The sequence below is a fragment of the Streptomyces sp. KPB2 genome (assembly GCF_003950055.1).
Taxonomy (GTDB): Bacteria; Actinomycetota; Actinomycetes; order Streptomycetales; family Streptomycetaceae; genus Streptomyces; species Streptomyces salinarius.
In genome coordinates this window covers 5,280,328-5,296,605 of the sequence record NZ_CP034353.1, presented here as the reverse complement: position 1 = coordinate 5,296,605, position 16,278 = coordinate 5,280,328, and the positions used below count along the sequence as shown (strand labels likewise).

Here is a 16,278-nt window from a genome sequence, read left to right as displayed (position 1 = left end):
CACGGTCGGCGCGCAGTCACGGCCGGCGGGTGGTCGCGGCCGCTGGGGGCACGCCGATGCGCCGTCCCCGCCCGACGAGCGGTCCCGGCCCGGCATCCATCCCCGCCCGGCGACCCTCGTGGCCCTACGGCCCTCGTGGCCCTGCGACCCTCATGGCCCGGCGACCGGCCGTCGGCCTCCGGTGAGCCCGCCGTCGGCCTCCGATGAACCGGTCGTCAGCCTCCGGTGGGCCGGTCAGGGGCCGGCGGGCTCGCGGACGTCCTGCGGGACCGTCACCAGCCAGCGCGTGTCGCGGCGCGGGCGCAGGTACAGGGCCCAGTAGAGGGTGGCGACGGCCGCGATGCCGCCGGTCCACAGCAGGTGGCTCACCTCCTGCTGGGTCAGGATGTAGGCGAGGACCGCGATCAGCAGCACCGGCATCGCCGGCCACAGGGGCATGCGCCACGCGCGCGCGTGCCGGTGGGCGCCGCGCCGGGCCCCGAGGGCGGCGACGGCGACCAGCAGGTACATCGCGGTGACGGAGACGCCGGTGACGCCGTACAGCGTGTCCAGGTCGACGTAGCACAGCGCGGCGCCGGGCACGCCGACGGCGAGGGTGGCCACCCACGGGGAGCCGAACCGGCCGAGCCTGGCGAAGAGTCCGTTGACCGGGGCGGGCCAGGCCTTGTCGCGGGCGGAGGCGAACAGGACGCGCGAGTTCTGGATGACCATGACGATGCCGGCGTTGATGATGGCGAGGGCCACGCAGAGGCTGACGAAGGTGCCGACGGCGGAGTTGGACCAGGCGGCGACCATGGCGCCGATGTCGCCGCCGGTCAGCTCGGCCAGGTCGGACGCGCCGAGGGTGATGGCGGCGACCGGGACCAGGATGATCACGGTGGAGATGGCGAGGGTGGCCAGGACGGTGCGGGCGACGTTGCGGCGCGGGTTCTCCAGTTCCTCGGAGAGGTAGACGGCGGTGGAGAAGCCCTGCGTGATGAAGAGGGCGATGGCGAGCCCGGAGACGACCAGCATGGCCGTCACGGGGTCCGTGCCGCCGTGGGCGCCGCCCACCTCCATCGACAGGAGGCTGCCGGGTCCGCGCTCGGCGTGGGCGAAGCCCAGCACAGCGACGACGGCCGCGGCGATGACCTCCAGGACCAGGAAGACGCCGGTGATCCAGGCGTTGGCGCGCAGGTCGAGCAGGCCGGCCAGGGTCGCCAGGAGCATGACCGCGGCGCCGGCCAGGGACGGGTCGAGGTGCAGGACCGGTTCGAGGTAGTCGGCCGTGCCCATCGCGATCACCGGCGGCACGATCATGACGACCAGCAGGGACAGCACGAAGACCAGCCAGCCCGCGAGGCGCCCGGCCATCGTGGACACCATGGCGTACTCGCCGCCCGCGCTGGGGACGAGGGTGCCCAGCTCCGAGTAGCAGAACGCCACGGCGACGCAGAGCAGGGAGCCGATGGCGATGGTGAGCGCGGTCGCGGTGCCGAGCGAGCCGAAGAGGTCGGGGACCACCACGAACAGGGTGGAGGCGGGGGTCACGCACGAGAGCGTCAGGAGGGTGCCGCCGACGACCCCGATGGAACGCTTCAGCGCCCCAGACTCCTCGGGTGCCGGGGCGTCCGGGGGCGCGGCGGCGGTCTCGACGGGGCGGAGCGTGTCGGTCATGGAGCGGTTCCGATCGACTCGTGCGGCGTGGTTCGCGAGGGAGCGCTATCGCCTCCGGCGGCTGGTCGTACGTGGTTCTGGTTCGCTCCCGACGCCAGATGGAATACCGACGAAAACCGCTGCGTCAATGGGTGTTTACCTACGGAAACCGTTGATCGAAACCGTCATCCAACCGGAAACAGCAACATGCCCCTTGACGCCACGGGGCTTTGGGGCGTGCGGGAACCGTAGGGCCCGGGGCAAAAAAACGTGCCGTCGTCCGGTATCCGGACGCTGTCGGAGGGGGCCGGTAGAGTCCTTCGCACAGATGAATCACAGGAACACGGCAACGGGGTGGGGACTCATGAAGCTGAAGTACACCGCGGCCTGGGTGGGGTTCACGGCGGCCGCGATGGTCATGGCGACGGCGTGCGGCTCGGAGGGCGCGAAGACGGCGGCCGAGACGGCCGACAAGGCCGTGGACAAGGCGGACACGATCATGGCGGCCCTCACCCGGGCCACCGACCGGACCGAGGAACTGGGCTCCGCCGAGGTCAGGACGACGACCACGCTGGAGGCCACCGGCGGCGGGCCGGTCTCCATGGACGGCACGTACTCCTGGGGCGACGGCGCGGCCATGGACGTCGAGATGGACACCGCCGCCGCGCAGATGAGCGCCCTCCAGGACGACCCGACGACGCGGGTCATCATGGTCGACGGCGCCTATTACTACGACGTCGATCCCCAGCCGAACGGCCCCCTCGCGGGCAAGGAGTGGATGCGTGTCGACGTCGCCGCCGTGACGGGCGAGGCGGGCGCCGACAACATGGCGGCCAACGCCGACCCGACGGCGGGGCTGCGTTACCTGGCCGCTTCCTCGGAGGTGGAGAACCTCGGCGAGGAGACCGTCCTCGGCAAGGAGACCACGCACTACCGGGGCAGCGTCGGTGCGGAGCACATCGAGAAGTCCAAGCTCACCGAGGCCGAGAAGAAGGCCGCCATCACCGCCCTGCAGGCGAACGGCGGGAAGATGACCTGCGACATCTGGGTCGACGGCAAGGACCTGCCGGTGCGGATGTCGCAGACCGGCGCCGGGATGACCGTGAAGATGGACTTCGTGAAGTTCGGGGCCACCAAGGAGATCACGGCCCCGCCCGCCGCCGAGACCGGCGACCTCACCGAGCAGGTCAGGGAGCAGCGGGACGCGGCGATCGGCCAGTGAACCGCCGCTGACGCGCCGGCGCCCCCGGCCCGCCGTGCCGCTCGGCGGGCCGGGGGCGCCTGCACGGCCTTGGACGTCGCCGGCCTTGGTCGTTGCGCGGCCGTAGTGACAGCGCGGCCTCAGCGGCAGCACGGCCTCAGTGGCAGCGCGGCCTCAGTGGTTGCGCGGGAAGCCCAGGTCCACGCCCGCGGGGGCGTCGGCCGGGTCCGGCCAGCGGGTGGTGACGACCTTGCCGCGGGTGTAGAAGTGCGTGCCGTCGTTGCCGTAGATGTGGTGGTCGCCGAAGAGCGAGTCCTTCCAGCCGCCGAAGGAGTGGTAGCCGACGGGGACCGGGATCGGCACGTTCACGCCGACCATGCCGGCCTCGATCTCCAGCTGGAAGCGGCGGGCCGCGCCGCCGTCCCGGGTGAAGATCGCGGTGCCGTTGCCGAACGGCGAGGCGTTGATGAGGGCCACGCCCTCCTCGTACGTCTCCGCGCGCAGCACGCACAGGACGGGGCCGAAGATCTCGTCCTGGTACGCCTTGGCGGTGGTCGGCACCCGGTCCAGCAGGGAGAGGCCGATCCAGTGGCCGTCCTCGTGCCCCTCGACGGTGTACCCGGTGCCGTCCAGGACGACCTCGCAGCCCTCGGCCGCGGCGCCCTCGACGTAGGAGGCGACCTTGTCGCGGTGCGCCTTGGTGATGAGCGGACCCATCTCGGAGGACGGGTCGGTGCCCGGGCCGATCTTGATCTTCTCGGCGCGCTCGCGGATCTTCTCGACCAGCGTGTCGCCGACGGCGCCGACCGCGACGACCGCGGAGATGGCCATGCAGCGCTCGCCGGCCGAGCCGTAGGCCGCGCTGACCGCGGCGTCGGCGGCCGCGTCGAGGTCGGCGTCGGGCAGCACCAGCATGTGGTTCTTGGCGCCGCCGAGTGCCTGTACGCGCTTGCCGTTCGCGGAGGCGGTGGTGTGGATGTAGCGGGCGATCGGCGTCGAGCCGACGAAGGAGACCGCCTGGACGTCCGGGTGCTCCAGGAGGCGGTCGACGGCCACCTTGTCGCCGTGCACGACGTTGAAGACGCCGTCCGGCAGACCGGCCTCGGAGAGCAGTTCGGCGACCTTCACGGCGGCCGACGGGTCCTTCTCGCTCGGCTTGAGCACGAAGGTGTTGCCGCAGGCGATGGCGATCGGGAACATCCACAGCGGCACCATCGCCGGGAAATTGAACGGCGTGATGCCCGCGACGACACCGAGCGGCTGCCGGATCGAGGACACGTCGACGCGGGTGGCGACCTGCGTCGACAGCTCGCCCTTGAGCTGGACGTTGATGCCGCAGGCCAGGTCGACGATCTCCAGGCCGCGCGCGACCTCGCCGAGCGCGTCGGAGTGCACCTTGCCGTGCTCGGCGGTGATCAGCTCGGCGATCTCGTCGCGGTGCGCGTCCAGCAGGGCGCGGAACCGGAAGAGGATCGAGGTCCGCTGGGCGAGGGAGGACTGACCCCAGGTCAGGTATGCCTCCTTGGCGGCGGCGACCGCGGCGTCCACCTCGTCGACGGAGGCGAAGGCGACCTTGGTGGTGACCTCGCCGGTCGCCGGGTTGGTCACCGGCCCGTACGTGCCCGAGGCGCCTTCGGCGGTCTTGCCGCCGATCCAGTGGTTGACGATGTTCGTCATGACCGAGAACTCCTTCACAGATGGCGGCGGCGACGGGTCGAGACGTGCCGTGGGTACAGCGCGTGCCGCTCGTACGGCTCGTGCCGTACGTGGTGCTCGTGCTGCTGTTCGCTGGCCGGGACCCGCGACGGTCGGGGCGCGGTCTCGGCCATGACTCCATCCCAGCAGCCGGGCGCCGTGGGCGCGCCCGACACTGTGTCTGCGGTTTGGCCGTCCGCGTAGACACGTGGGGCAGTGTGGCCGCCCCCCGCCGGGACGCGACGCGGGAACCTCCGGCGCGGAGCCGGTGCGAGCGGGGAGTTGGCGCTCGTGCCTCGCTCCTGCCAGGGCGAGGCCGCCTTCCCGCGCCGGAGGCGTTCGGTGGGGGAACCGGCGCCCCGGCCGTGTGCCGTCGGGTCGTGCGCCATCGCGTTCCCTCCTTGCCCGCGCCCTTGCGTCACCCCGGTTTCTAGCCCCGCGCGTGCGGCCTGTCAATGTTTTGTCCGGACATTCGGACGACGTGTCCCAAGTGTGCGTCGAGAGACCGTCGGGGGACGCCGAAACGGAACACCTCCGACCGCCGCGGTCAACGCGCCGCGCCCGACCGACGGCGTACGCCTGTGTGGCACTCGTGTCACAAAAGCACCCTTCGTGTCACACATGTCACGCGTCTGCGGGTCTTGCGTCACACCCCGGTACGGCCCCTGACCGCCCCTCACCCGACGTCGTTCACCCGGAACAGGCTTGGTGATCGCCGGCGCAGCGCCCGGCTCCCCCCGGCGGCCGTCCCCGGTCGCCGCCGCGGCGCGCGCAGGGAGGTGCAGCGAGTGACCGACCGAAGGCTCTGGTCCTACAAGGACATCGCGGCCCACATCCACGTCCAGCCGGACACGGTGCGGTCGTACCGCAAGCACGGGCTGCTGCCCCCGCCCGACCACGTGGAGGGAGGAAAGCCGTACTGGTACGCGGACACGGTCCGGGCCTGGGTGGCGTCCCGCCCGCGCAACCGGAACAAGTAGGGGCGCGGTCCCTACGCAACAAGCACTGCCGGAAAACCGTTCGGTGCCCCGCGGCCGCTTGGGGCACAGTTCGGGCCATGGACTTCTCCGTCAAACCCGTACTGACCGGTGACCGGACCGTGCTGCGGCCGTTCACCGAGGCGGACGCCGAGCGCATGTGGGAGATCGTCAACGATCCCGAGGTCGCGCACTTCACCGGCGCACCGCCGCGCGAGCTCACCCCTCGGGTGCTGCGCGACTGGTACGGCACCCGCAGCGCCCAGCCCGACCGCCTCGATCTCGCGGTCACCGACCCCTCCGACGGGGAACTGCTCGGCGAGGTCGTGCTCCACGACTGGGTGCCCGCGGACCGCAGCTGCACCTTCCGCACCCTGATCGGCCCCCGGGGGCGCGGTCGCGGCGTCGGAACCGAGGCGACCCGGCTGATCGTCGGCCACGCCTTCGGGGAACTCGGCCTGCACCGCGTCCAACTGGACGCCTACGCCCACAACCACCGGGCGCTGCGGGTCTACGAGAAGGTCGGCTTCGTGCGCGAGGGCGTGCGGCGCGAGGTGGAGCAGCGGGACGGGGTGTGGGTGGACGAGGTCCTGATGGCCGTCCTCGACCACGAGTGGGCCGTGCACCGCGGGCACCCCGATGTCCCGCGACGGCACGACGACCCCCGCCCCGGCCACCCCGGGTCGGCCGTCACGGCCCGATGACCGTCAGCGGGGCGGCAGGGGCTCGATGACCGTCACCGCTGCGACAGGGGCTCGACGACCGTCGTCACGGCCGCAGCGGCTCGACGACCGTCATCGCGGCAGCAAGGGCTCGATGACCGTCACCCCGGCGCCGGGCGCCGTCCCCATCGCGGCGAGGGCCGCCGGGACCGCGTCCAGGCCGATGGTGGACGTCACCAGCAGGTCGGGCCGGAGCACTCCGGCGCGGACCAGTTCCAGCATCGGCGGATAGGTGTGTGCGCGGCCATCCCGTGGCTGCCCAGCAGCTCCAACTCCAGGGCGACCGCGCGGGCCATCGGCACCGGGGTGGTGCCGTCCGCCGAGGGCGGCAGCCCGACCTGGACGTGCCGGCCGCGGCGGCGCAGGCCGGTCACGGACGCGGCGCAGGTGACGGGCGAGCCGAGGGCGTCCAGCGAGAGGTGGGCGCCGCCGCCGGTGAGGTCGCGGACGGCCGCCGCCGTGTCCGGCGTCCCGGAGGCGTCCACGCACTCCACCGCGCCGAAGGTCCGCGCCAGCTCCAGCGCGCGGGCCGACACGTCCACGGCGACCACACGCGCACCCGCCGCCGCCGCGATCATCACCGCGGACAGCCCGACGCCCCCGCAGCCGTGCACCGCGACCCACTCCCCCGCCGCGACGCGCCCCTGCTGCACCACGGCCCGGAACGCGGTGGCGAACCGGCAGCCGAGCGAGGCGGCGGTGGCGTACGACATGCCGTCGGGCACGGCGACGAGGTTGACGTCGGCGTGGTCGAGCGCCACGTACTCGGCGAAGGAACCCCAGTGGGTGAAGCCCGGCTGGGTCTGGCGCTCGCACACCTGCTGGTCCCCGGCCGCGCACGCCGCGCAGCTCCCGCAGGCGCAGACGAAGGGCACGGTCACCCGGTCACCGGGCCGCCACCCGGTCACCCGGTCGCCGGTCGCCTCGACGACGCCGGCGAGTTCGTGGCCGGGCACGTGCGGCAGCGCGATGTCCGGGTCGTGACCCTGCCAGCCGTGCCAGTCGCTGCGGCACAGCCCGGTGGCCTCGACCCGCACCACCACGCCGTGCGGCGCGGGCGCGGGGTCGGCGACCTCGCACACCTCGGCCGGCTCCCCGAAGCGCTCGAACACGACCGCGCGCATCCGTCACCCTCACTTCCGTACTGTCGTGACGGTCGCGGCGTGCCGCGACCGTCGTGGCGGGGTTCGCGCCCCCTCGCCCCTCATCTCACGGCAGGCTCATCCGAAGCCATACCCCCTAGGGGTACAGTGGAGGTGAAGTGGTCCAGCCCGGACCCGCGGGTACCCGCCCGCGCACGCCCCCTCGACGAGGAGTAACGACATGACCGCCCAGACCGACACCGCCCAGGACTCCGTCACCACCGTCTACAAGGTGAGCGGCATGAGCTGCGGCCACTGCGAGGGCGCCGTTTCCGGCGAGATCTCCGAGATCGCGAGCGTCGGCTCCGTGCAGGCCGTGGCCTCCACCGGCGAGGTCACCGTCGTCTCCGAGGCCCCCCTCGACGACGCGGCCGTGCGCGCCGCCGTGGACGAGGCGGGCTTCGAGCTCGTCGGCCGGGTCTGATCCCGGCACACCCACCCCCGTCCTGGAGTCCGGACCATGACCAGCACCACCGCGGACACCCGCACCGCCCCGACGGCGACCGATCCCGCCCCCGGAACCGATTCCGGTCCCGGCCCCGCGGAGGTCGAGCTGCTGATCGGCGGGATGACCTGCGCCTCCTGCGCGGCCCGCGTCGAGAAGAAGCTCAACCGCATGGACGGTGTCACCGCCACGGTGAACTACGCGACGGAGAAGGCCCGGGTCAGCTACCCGGCGGGCACCGAGGTCGCCGACCTGATCGCCACCGTCGTGAAGACCGGGTACACGGCCGAGGAACCGGCGCCGCCCCCGGAGCCGTCCGCCGACGAGGTGGACACCGGGGCGAGCGGCACCGGGGACGACCCGGAGCTGTCGGCGCTGCGTCAGCGCCTGCTGGTCTCCGTCCTGCTCGCCGCGCCCGTGGTGCTGCTGGCGATGGTCCCGGCGCTCCAGTTCGACAACTGGCAGTGGCTCTCGCTCACCCTGGCCGCGCCCGTCGTGGTCTGGGGCGGGCTGCCCTTCCACCGTGCCACCTGGACCAATCTCCGGCACGGCGCGGCCACCATGGACACACTGGTCTCGCTCGGCACGCTGGCGGCGTTCGGCTGGTCGCTGTGGGCGCTGTTCTTCGGGGACGCGGGCATGCCGGGCATGCGGCACGGCTTCGACCTCACCGTCTCCCGCACCGACGGCGCCTCCGCGATCTATCTGGAGGCCGCCGCGGGAGTCACCGCCTTCCTCCTCCTCGGCCGCTGGCTGGAGGCCCGCTCCAAGCGCCGCGCCGGCGCCGCGCTGCGTGCCCTGATGGAGCTGGGCGCCAAGGACGTCGCGGTACTGCGCGAGGGCCGCGAGGTGCGGATACCGGTCTCCCGGCTGGCCGTGGGCGACCGGTTCGTCGTACGGCCCGGCGAGAAGATCGCCACCGACGGCACGGTGACCGAGGGCGCCTCGGCGGTGGACGCGTCCCTGCTGACCGGCGAGTCCGTGCCGGTGGACGTGACCGTGGGCGACGCCGTCACCGGCGCCACGGTGAACGCCGGGGGCCGGCTGGTGGTCGAGGCGACCCGGGTCGGCGCGGACACCCAGCTGGCGCGGATGGCGAAGCTGGTGGAGGACGCGCAGAGCGGCAAGGCCGAGGTGCAGCGCCTCGCCGACCGGATCTCGGGGATCTTCGTCCCGGTCGTCCTGCTGATCGCGGTCGCCACCTTCGGCGGCTGGCTGGGGACCACCGGTGACACGGTCGCCGCGTTCACCGCGGCCGTCGCCGTACTGATCATCGCCTGCCCCTGCGCGCTGGGGCTGGCCACGCCGACCGCGCTGCTGGTGGGCACCGGCCGGGGCGCCCAGCTCGGCATCCTCATCAAGGGCCCGGAGGTACTGGAGTCCACGCGCCGCGTCGACACCGTCGTCCTGGACAAGACCGGCACCGTCACCACCGGCCGCATGACCCTGCACGAGGTGTACGCCGCCGACGGCACCGCCGAGGAGGAGCTGCTGCGGCTCGCCGGGGCCGTGGAGCACGCCTCCGAGCACCCCGTGGCCCGTGCGATCGCGGCCGGTGCCGAGGAACGGCTCGGCACGCTGCCCGGGGCCGAGGGGTTCGAGAACGTCCCCGGACGGGGCGTACGGGCCCGCGTGGCGGGCCGCGAGGTGGCCGTGGGGCGCCTGTACGACACCCTCCCGCCCGAGGTGTCCCGCGCCGTGGACGAGGCCGAGCGGCGGGGCCGTACGGCCGTCGTCGTCGGCTGGGACGGCGAGGCGCGCGGAGTCGTCGCCGTGGCCGACGCGGTCAAGGAGACCAGCGCGGAGGCGGTGACCGAACTGCGCCGCCTGGGGCTCACCCCCGTCCTGCTGACCGGCGACAACCGACGGGTGGCCGAGTCGGTCGCGGCGGCCGTCGGCATCGACGAGGTGATCGCCGAGGTGCTGCCCGAGGAGAAGGTCGCGGTGGTGGAGCGGCTGCGGTCCGAGGGCCGTACGGTCGCCATGGTCGGCGACGGCGTCAACGACGCGGCCGCGCTCGCCGTCGCCGATCTGGGTCTTGCGATGGGCACGGGGACGGACGCGGCGATCGAGGCGGGCGACCTGACGCTGGTGCGCGGGGACCTCAGGGTGGCGGCGGACGCGATCCGGCTGTCCCGGCGCACCCTGTCCACCATCAAGGGCAATCTCGTGTGGGCCTTCGGCTACAACGTGGCCGCGCTGCCGCTGGCCGCCGCCGGACTGCTGAACCCGATGATCGCGGGCGCGGCGATGGCCTTCTCGTCGGTCTTCGTCGTCACCAACAGCCTCCGCCTGCGCGCCTTTCGGTGATCCGCGCACTCGTCCGCATTTCACGCAGGTCGTGGGGCTGAGCCTCTGGAGTCCGGCACCCACCTCACATAAGCTCTTCACAAGGCTCGCGCATCTTCCTTACGCTTGAGTCCCGCACGACGTACGGGGCTCTTGCGCACGTAAAGGACATATGCAAGAGACGCAGATCACAGTGATGCGAACGTAACCATCGAAGGGGTTCGAGGGTCTAAGTTGGCGATGTCAGGCAGCGTCTTGGGGGGCGCGACCTGGCATCTGGGGATGTCTTGGGGGACTTTCCCAGAGCTGCGTTGCCGGGGCACGTACACCGGGAAGCTTTGAGCGGCCCTCCCGGGCGTGCGCTGTCCCGGCAGACCGCACGAAGAGCACGACACAGCGATTCAGGCGCTGTCCTCACAGACGCCCGGCCGGATCCCGTGGGGGGAATCCGCACCGGGACATGGGAAGGCGCCCTGGTTCGTCGGCCCGTGGGGGGACCGGCGCCAGGGCGCCTTCTTTCTTACGTCGGGGCAAGCGCCCGAAGGGGCGCGGGACTGTGCGGATATGCGGCTGCCGCCGCGCGGGCGCGACCAGCCACACGACTGCCGCAGCCGCCCGCACCCCTCAGCGACGCACTCTTAGGCGCACTGCACCGGCACCGGCAGGTGTCAGCGTGCCTCGACGGGGACGAAGTCGCGCTCGACGACGCCCGTGTAGATCTGGCGCGGGCGGCCGATGCGGGAACCCGGCTCCTTGATCATCTCGTGCCACTGGGCGATCCAGCCCGGCAGCCGGCCGAGGGCGAACAGGACCGTGAACATCTCGGTCGGGAAGCCCATGGCCCGGTAGATGAGGCCGGTGTAGAAGTCGACGTTCGGGTAGAGGCTGCGCGAGACGAAGTAGTCGTCGGAGAGCGCGTGCTCCTCCAGCTTGAGCGCGATGTCCAGCAGCTCGTCGGACTTGCCGAGGGCGGAGAGGACGTCGTGCGCGGCGGCCTTGATGATCTTGGCGCGCGGGTCGAAGTTCTTGTAGACCCGGTGGCCGAAGCCCATCAGGCGGACGCCGTCCTCCTTGTTCTTCACCTTGCGGATGAAGGAGTCGACGTCGCCGCCCGCGTCGCGGATGCCTTCCAGCATCTCCAGCACCGACTGGTTGGCGCCGCCGTGCAGCGGGCCCCACAGGGCGTTGATGCCGGCGGAGATCGAGGCGAACATGTTCGCCTGCGAGGAGCCGACCAGGCGGACGGTGGAGGTCGAGCAGTTCTGCTCGTGGTCCGCGTGCAGGATCAGCAGCTTGTCGAGCGCCGCGACGACGGTCGGGTCGGGCACGTACTCCTGCGCCGGGACCGAGAACGTCATGCGCAGGAAGTTCTCGACGTAGCCGAGGTCGTTGCGCGGGTAGACGAACGGGTGGCCGATCGACTTCTTGTACGCGTAGGCCGCGATCGTCGGAAGCTTCGCGAGCAGCCGGATCGTGGAGAGGTTGCGCTGCCGCTCGTCGAACGGGTTGTGGCTGTCCTGGTAGAACGTCGACAGCGCGGAGACGACCGACGACAGCATGGCCATCGGGTGGGCGTCGCGCGGGAAGCCCTTGTAGAAGTTCTTGACGTCCTCGTGCAGCAGGGTGTGCTGCGTGATCTCGTCCTTGAACGCGGACAGCTGGTCGACGGTCGGCAGCTCGCCGTTGATCAGCAGGTAGGCGACCTCGACGAAGGAGGAGCGCTCGGCCAGCTGCTCGATCGGGTAGCCGCGGTACCGCAGAATGCCGGCTTCGCCGTCCAGATAGGTAATGGCGGATTTGTAGGCGGCGGTGTTGCCGTATCCGCTGTCCAGCGTCACCAGACCGGTCTGGGCGCGGAGCTTCCCGATGTCGAAGCCCTTGTCGCCGACGGTGCTGTCGATCACCGGGTAGGTGTACTCGCCATCGCCGTACCGCAGTACTACAGAGTTGTCGCTCACGTCTTCCCTCACCGACGTAGTGCCTCATCTTCGAGGTGCCCTGACTGTCTCTACCATCCCCCACTTGGCTCAGGAGAGTGCACTCGGGGTCGACCATCGGGCCTATTGGCGGCACTCAGTGCCGCCAACTTGCTCATCCTGCCCCCTGCGGGGCCCATCCGGAAGTGCTGTGTGACCTTTCCGACTCGTTTGATCGATCATTTTTTTCACACGGGTCGGGAGGTTTACGGGAAGGCTTCAGGGCCGGGGGCCCACCAGCCGGAAGTCGAGCGCCGTGCAGCGCCGTCCGGCCGACACCGTCCGCACCGCCTGACCGATCGCCTTGCGCGATCCGACGAGCACGACCAGCTTCTTCGCCCGGGTGACCGCCGTGTACAGCAGGTTCCGCTGGAGCATCATCCAGGCGCCGGTCGTCACGGGGATCACCACCGCCGGGTACTCGCTCCCCTGGGACCGGTGGATGGTCACCGCGTAGGCGTGCGCCAGCTCGTCCAGTTCGTCGAAGTCGTACGGCACCTCCTCGTCCTCGTCGGTCAGCACCGTGAGGCGCTGGTCCACCGGGTCGAGCGAGGTGACGACGCCGACGGTGCCGTTGAAGACGCCGTTCTCGCCCTTCTCGTAATTGTTGCGGATCTGGGTGACCTTGTCGCCGACCCGGAAGACCCGGCCGCCGAACCGCTTCTCCGGCAGGTCCGGGCGCCCCGGGGTGACGGCCTGCTGGAGCAGCCCGTTCAGCGTCCCCGCACCGGCGGGTCCCCGGTGCATGGGTGCCAGCACCTGTACGTCCCGGCGCGGGTCGAGCCCGAACTTCGCGGGGATGCGCCGCGCGGCGACGTCCACCGTGAGCCGCCCGGCCTCCTCCGTGTCGTCCTCGACGAAGAGGAAGAAGTCCTTCATCCCGTCGGTGACGGGATGCTGCCCGGCGTTGATCCGGTGCGCGTTGGTGACGACCCCGGACTGCTGCGCCTGCCGGAAGACGCGGGTGAGACGGACGGCGGGAACAGGGCTGCCCGGGGCCAGCAGATCCCTGAGCACCTCTCCCGCCCCCACGCTGGGCAGCTGGTCGACGTCCCCGACGAGCAGCAGATGGGCCCCCGGCGGCACGGCCTTCACGAGCTTGTTGGCGAGGAGCAGGTCCAGCATCGACGCCTCGTCCACCACCACCAGGTCGGCGTCGAGCGGACGCTCCCGGTCGTAGGCCGCGTCGCCGCCGGGCTTCAGCTCCAGCAGCCGGTGCACGGTGGACGCGTCGGCGCCGGTCAGCTCGGCGAGCCGCTTGGCGGCCCGTCCGGTGGGCGCGGCGAGCACGACCTTGGCCTTCTTCGCCCGCGCCAGCTCGACGATCGACCGCACGGTGAAGGACTTGCCGCAGCCGGGCCCGCCGGTGAGGACGGCGACCTTCTCGCTGAGCGCGAGCCTGACGGCCGCCTCCTGCTCGGGCGCGAGGTCGGCGCCCGTGCGCCCCTTCAGCCACCCGAGCGCCTTGTCCCAGGCCACGTCCTGGAAACCGGGCATCCGGTCCTCGTCGGTGTGGAGGAGGCGGCGCAACTGCCCGGCCAGGGCCAGCTCGGCCCGGTGGAAGGGCACGAGGTAGACGGCGGTGATCGGCTCACCCCCCTCCGGGTGCGGCACCTTCTCCCGCACGACCCCGGGGTCCTCGTCCGGCTCCTCCGGCTCGGCGGCCAGCTCGCCCAGGCACTCGATGACGAGCCCGGTGTCCACCTGGAGCAGCTTCACCGCGTCGGCGATCAGCTTCTCCTCGGGGAGGTAGCAGTGCCCCTGGTCGGTGGCCTGCGACAGCGCGTACTGCAACCCGGCCTTCACCCGCTCCGGGCTGTCGTGCGGGATCCCGACGGACTGGGCGATCTTGTCGGCGGTGAGGAACCCGATGCCCCAGACGTCGGCGGCGAGCCGGTAGGGCTGGTTCTTCACGACGGAGATCGATGCGTCCCCGTACTTCTTGTAGATCCGCACCGCGATCGACGTGGACACCTCGACGGTCTGGAGGAAGAGCATGACCTCCTTGATCGCCTTCTGCTCCTCCCAGGCGTCGGCGATCTTCTTGGTCCGCTTGGGCCCGAGGCCGGGCACCTCGATGAGCCGCTTGGGCTCCTCCTCGATGATGGTGAACGTGTCGAGCCCGAAGTGCTGCGTGATCCGGTCGGCGAAGATCGGCCCGATCCCCTTGACCAGCCCGGACCCGAGATAGCGCCGGATGCCCTGCACGGTGGCGGGGAGCAGCGTCGTGTAGTTCTCCACGTGGAACTGCTTGCCGTACTGCGGGTGCGACCCCCAGCGCCCCTCCATCCGCAGCGACTCCCCCACCTGCGCGCCGAGCAGCGCGCCGACGACGGTGAGCAGGTCGCCGGCGCCTCTGCCGGTGTCGACGCGGGCGACCGTGTAGCCGTTCTCCTCGTTGGCGTACGTGATCCGCTCCAGGACGCCTTCGAGCGTGGCGAGCCGCCGCTCGCCGGGGGCCGCGGGGGGCTGGGTGGGCATGATCCGACGGTACCGGTGGGGACTGACAGGGGCAGCCGTGACCGGCTTTAGCGGCGAGCGGGCGACTTGAGGGCTTCGAGGAAGGGGGCGAAGGCCTCCGGCGGGAAGGTGAGGGTGGCTCGGGCGGGGGCCTTGCTGTCACGAACGGCGACGTGGGCGGCCGACGTGGCTATCTCCACGCAGTTGTTGCCGTCGCCCTCGCCCGAGTATGACGACCTACGCCAGTTGCCCATGGGTGCTCACAGCTCCTTCGTCAGCCGGTGGATGAAGTCACGCGATCGATCCGGGTTGAGCGAGACCTCCTCTACCTTACGGAAGCGCGTTCGATAGGCGCCGAGTTGGGCCTCGGAGTCGATGAGGAACGCGCCATGGGGAGCATCGCGAGCCACCGTGTCCAGCTTGCGTACAACCCCGCCGACATACGTCATCGTGCTTGAGGCCCTGGCGAACCCGTCCAGATCGAACGGGATGACCCGCAAGGTGACACGGTCGGACTCGGAAGCCTCCAGAAGGTGTACGAGCTGAGACCGCGTGGCGGCACGATCGCCCACCCTGATACGGAGGGCCGACTCGTGGATCACGACGTCGTGAGGAAATGCGGCCTTGCTCTGCCGCGTCAGACGGTGACGCACACGCAGTTCCAACTCCTCACTGGTCAGTTCGGGAATCCTCGATGAGAAGACGGCCCGGGCGTAGTCCTCCGTCTGCAACAAGCCGGGCACATACAGGACGGCGACGTCCTGCTGGAAGGCCGCGTAGTGATCCAGCTCCGCCAGATCCAGAAACGGCGTGGGCAGCAGTCCTCGGTACTCCTCCCACCAACCCTTCGTGCGGTCGGTGGCCATTTCCGCCAGGGCATCGACGAGGGCCTCGTCCGTGCAGGCGTAGTGAGATGCCAGGCGCCGGAGCCGCTGCTCACTGACTCCCGACAGCCCCGACTCAATCTGGCTGATCTGCACGTTGCTTACGCCAAGCATGCTCGCCGCCTGCCGAGCCGTGAGGCCGGCCGCCTCGCGCAGTCTGCGCAGTTCCACCGCCAGGCGCAGTTGCCGCGCCGTTGGTTCGCGCCTCGTGGGCAATGGCCGCTCCTCACCTCAACGCGTCTGCTGACACGACTCGTTCGGGGGGAAGATTACGCGACCGGCTTGCTCCGCCGAAACTTTCAGGTCTACCGTCGGTGACGCGACGCACACCGTGCGACACCGGGTCACCGGCCCGCCCTCACCCCACCGCCCTCTGCGAGGAGTCCCGCATGCCCGAAAACGAACCCTGGGAGTACTCCCTCTACGTCCCCAACGACCTGCGCGCCGTCACCATCAGCCGCCGCACCCTCCGGCTGGTCCTCACGATGCACGGCCTGATCCGCCTCGTGGACGTCGCCGAACTGCTCGCCACGGAGCTGGTCTCCAACGCCGTACGGCACACCAAGGGTCCCGCCGCCCTCCGCATCCGCTGGTCGCCGCCGGGCACGCTGCGGATCGGGGCGTGGGACGCGGATCCCGAACCGCCGGAGCCGCCCGCGAAGTTCGAGAGGGTGACGGAGCTGGAGGAGGGGCGGGGTCTGGCGCTGGTGCGGGCCTGCGCCGACGTATGGGGCTGGCACCCGCTGGCCAGACAGGGCAACCGGGGGAAGTACGTGTGGTGCGAGCTGTCGGCGGCCTGACATCGGCGCTGTCAGTCCTGATCGGTAGGGTCCGGCGCATCCCTGCCTGAGC

At 71.2% G+C, this 16,278-nt stretch carries 13 protein-coding genes and 1 pseudogene; 6 read left to right on the top strand and 8 right to left on the bottom strand.

Going from position 1 to position 16,278, the window contains the following annotated elements:
- Positions 1-234: 234 nt before the first annotated feature.
- Positions 235-1,656 (bottom strand): APC family permease, encoded by a 1,422-nt coding sequence (locus tag D1J63_RS23875; RefSeq protein WP_125631523.1) that lies wholly within the window; start codon positions 1,654-1,656, stop codon positions 235-237.
- Between the two features lie 343 nt (positions 1,657-1,999).
- Here D1J63_RS23875 and D1J63_RS23870 point away from each other — a divergent pair, with 343 nt between their 5' ends.
- Positions 2,000-2,857, top strand: coding sequence for a hypothetical protein (locus tag D1J63_RS23870; RefSeq protein ID WP_125631521.1), 858 nt, complete (start codon positions 2,000-2,002; stop codon positions 2,855-2,857).
- Positions 2,858-3,010: 153 nt separating this feature from the next.
- On the opposite strand, the gene mmsA is transcribed toward D1J63_RS23870, so the two are convergent.
- On the bottom strand, positions 3,011-4,513 hold the full coding sequence (gene mmsA, locus D1J63_RS23865; RefSeq protein ID WP_125631519.1) for a CoA-acylating methylmalonate-semialdehyde dehydrogenase: 1,503 nt from the start codon (positions 4,511-4,513) through the stop codon (positions 3,011-3,013).
- 14 nt (positions 4,514-4,527) lie between these two features.
- On the bottom strand, positions 4,528-4,665 hold the full coding sequence (locus D1J63_RS37305) for a hypothetical protein (RefSeq protein ID WP_307811937.1): 138 nt from the start codon (positions 4,663-4,665) through the stop codon (positions 4,528-4,530).
- 654 nt (positions 4,666-5,319) lie between these two features.
- Here D1J63_RS37305 and D1J63_RS36800 point away from each other — a divergent pair.
- A complete protein-coding gene (locus tag D1J63_RS36800) occupies positions 5,320-5,511 on the top strand; it encodes a MerR family transcriptional regulator (protein ID WP_061444657.1) in 192 nt (63 codons plus the stop codon).
- 77 nt (positions 5,512-5,588) lie between these two features.
- Positions 5,589-6,212, top strand: a complete 624-nt coding sequence (locus D1J63_RS23850) for a GNAT family protein (protein WP_125631514.1) — start codon at positions 5,589-5,591, stop codon at positions 6,210-6,212.
- A gap of 90 nt (positions 6,213-6,302) precedes the next feature.
- Here D1J63_RS23850 and D1J63_RS23845 read toward each other — a convergent pair.
- Positions 6,303-7,354, bottom strand: a pseudogene (locus D1J63_RS23845) (zinc-dependent alcohol dehydrogenase family protein).
- Between the two features lie 199 nt (positions 7,355-7,553).
- Here D1J63_RS23845 and D1J63_RS23840 point away from each other — a divergent pair.
- Both D1J63_RS23840 and D1J63_RS23835 read left to right on the top strand, forming a co-directional pair.
- Entirely contained in the window at positions 7,554-7,796 is a 243-nt protein-coding gene (locus D1J63_RS23840) for a heavy-metal-associated domain-containing protein (protein ID WP_125631512.1), read from the top strand.
- 36 nt (positions 7,797-7,832) lie between these two features.
- Complete coding sequence (locus D1J63_RS23835) at positions 7,833-10,127, top strand: heavy metal translocating P-type ATPase (protein WP_125631510.1); 2,295 nt, start codon at positions 7,833-7,835, stop codon at positions 10,125-10,127.
- Positions 10,128-10,774: 647 nt separating this feature from the next.
- Here D1J63_RS23835 and D1J63_RS23830 read toward each other — a convergent pair.
- The 4 genes from D1J63_RS23830 to D1J63_RS23815 form a co-directional block, all read right to left on the bottom strand.
- Complete coding sequence (locus tag D1J63_RS23830) at positions 10,775-12,064, bottom strand: citrate synthase (protein ID WP_125631508.1); 1,290 nt, start codon at positions 12,062-12,064, stop codon at positions 10,775-10,777.
- A 237-nt stretch (positions 12,065-12,301) separates the two neighbouring features.
- A complete protein-coding gene (locus tag D1J63_RS23825) occupies positions 12,302-14,563 on the bottom strand; it encodes an ATP-dependent RecD-like DNA helicase (RefSeq protein WP_125631506.1) in 2,262 nt (753 codons plus the stop codon).
- Between the two features lie 47 nt (positions 14,564-14,610).
- The gene (locus D1J63_RS23820; RefSeq protein ID WP_125631504.1) at positions 14,611-14,796 is read right to left on the bottom strand and encodes a DUF397 domain-containing protein; all 186 of its coding nucleotides are present in this window, start codon (positions 14,794-14,796) and stop codon (positions 14,611-14,613) included.
- A gap of 6 nt (positions 14,797-14,802) precedes the next feature.
- Complete coding sequence (locus D1J63_RS23815) at positions 14,803-15,642, bottom strand: helix-turn-helix transcriptional regulator (protein ID WP_125631502.1); 840 nt, start codon at positions 15,640-15,642, stop codon at positions 14,803-14,805.
- 173 nt (positions 15,643-15,815) lie between these two features.
- Between D1J63_RS23815 and D1J63_RS23810 the strand changes: the two genes are divergently transcribed.
- Positions 15,816-16,226 carry an ATP-binding protein gene (locus D1J63_RS23810; RefSeq protein WP_125631499.1) on the top strand — a complete coding sequence of 137 codons (411 nt, stop codon included), beginning with the start codon at positions 15,816-15,818 and terminating at the stop codon, positions 16,224-16,226.
- Positions 16,227-16,278 lie beyond the last annotated feature (52 nt).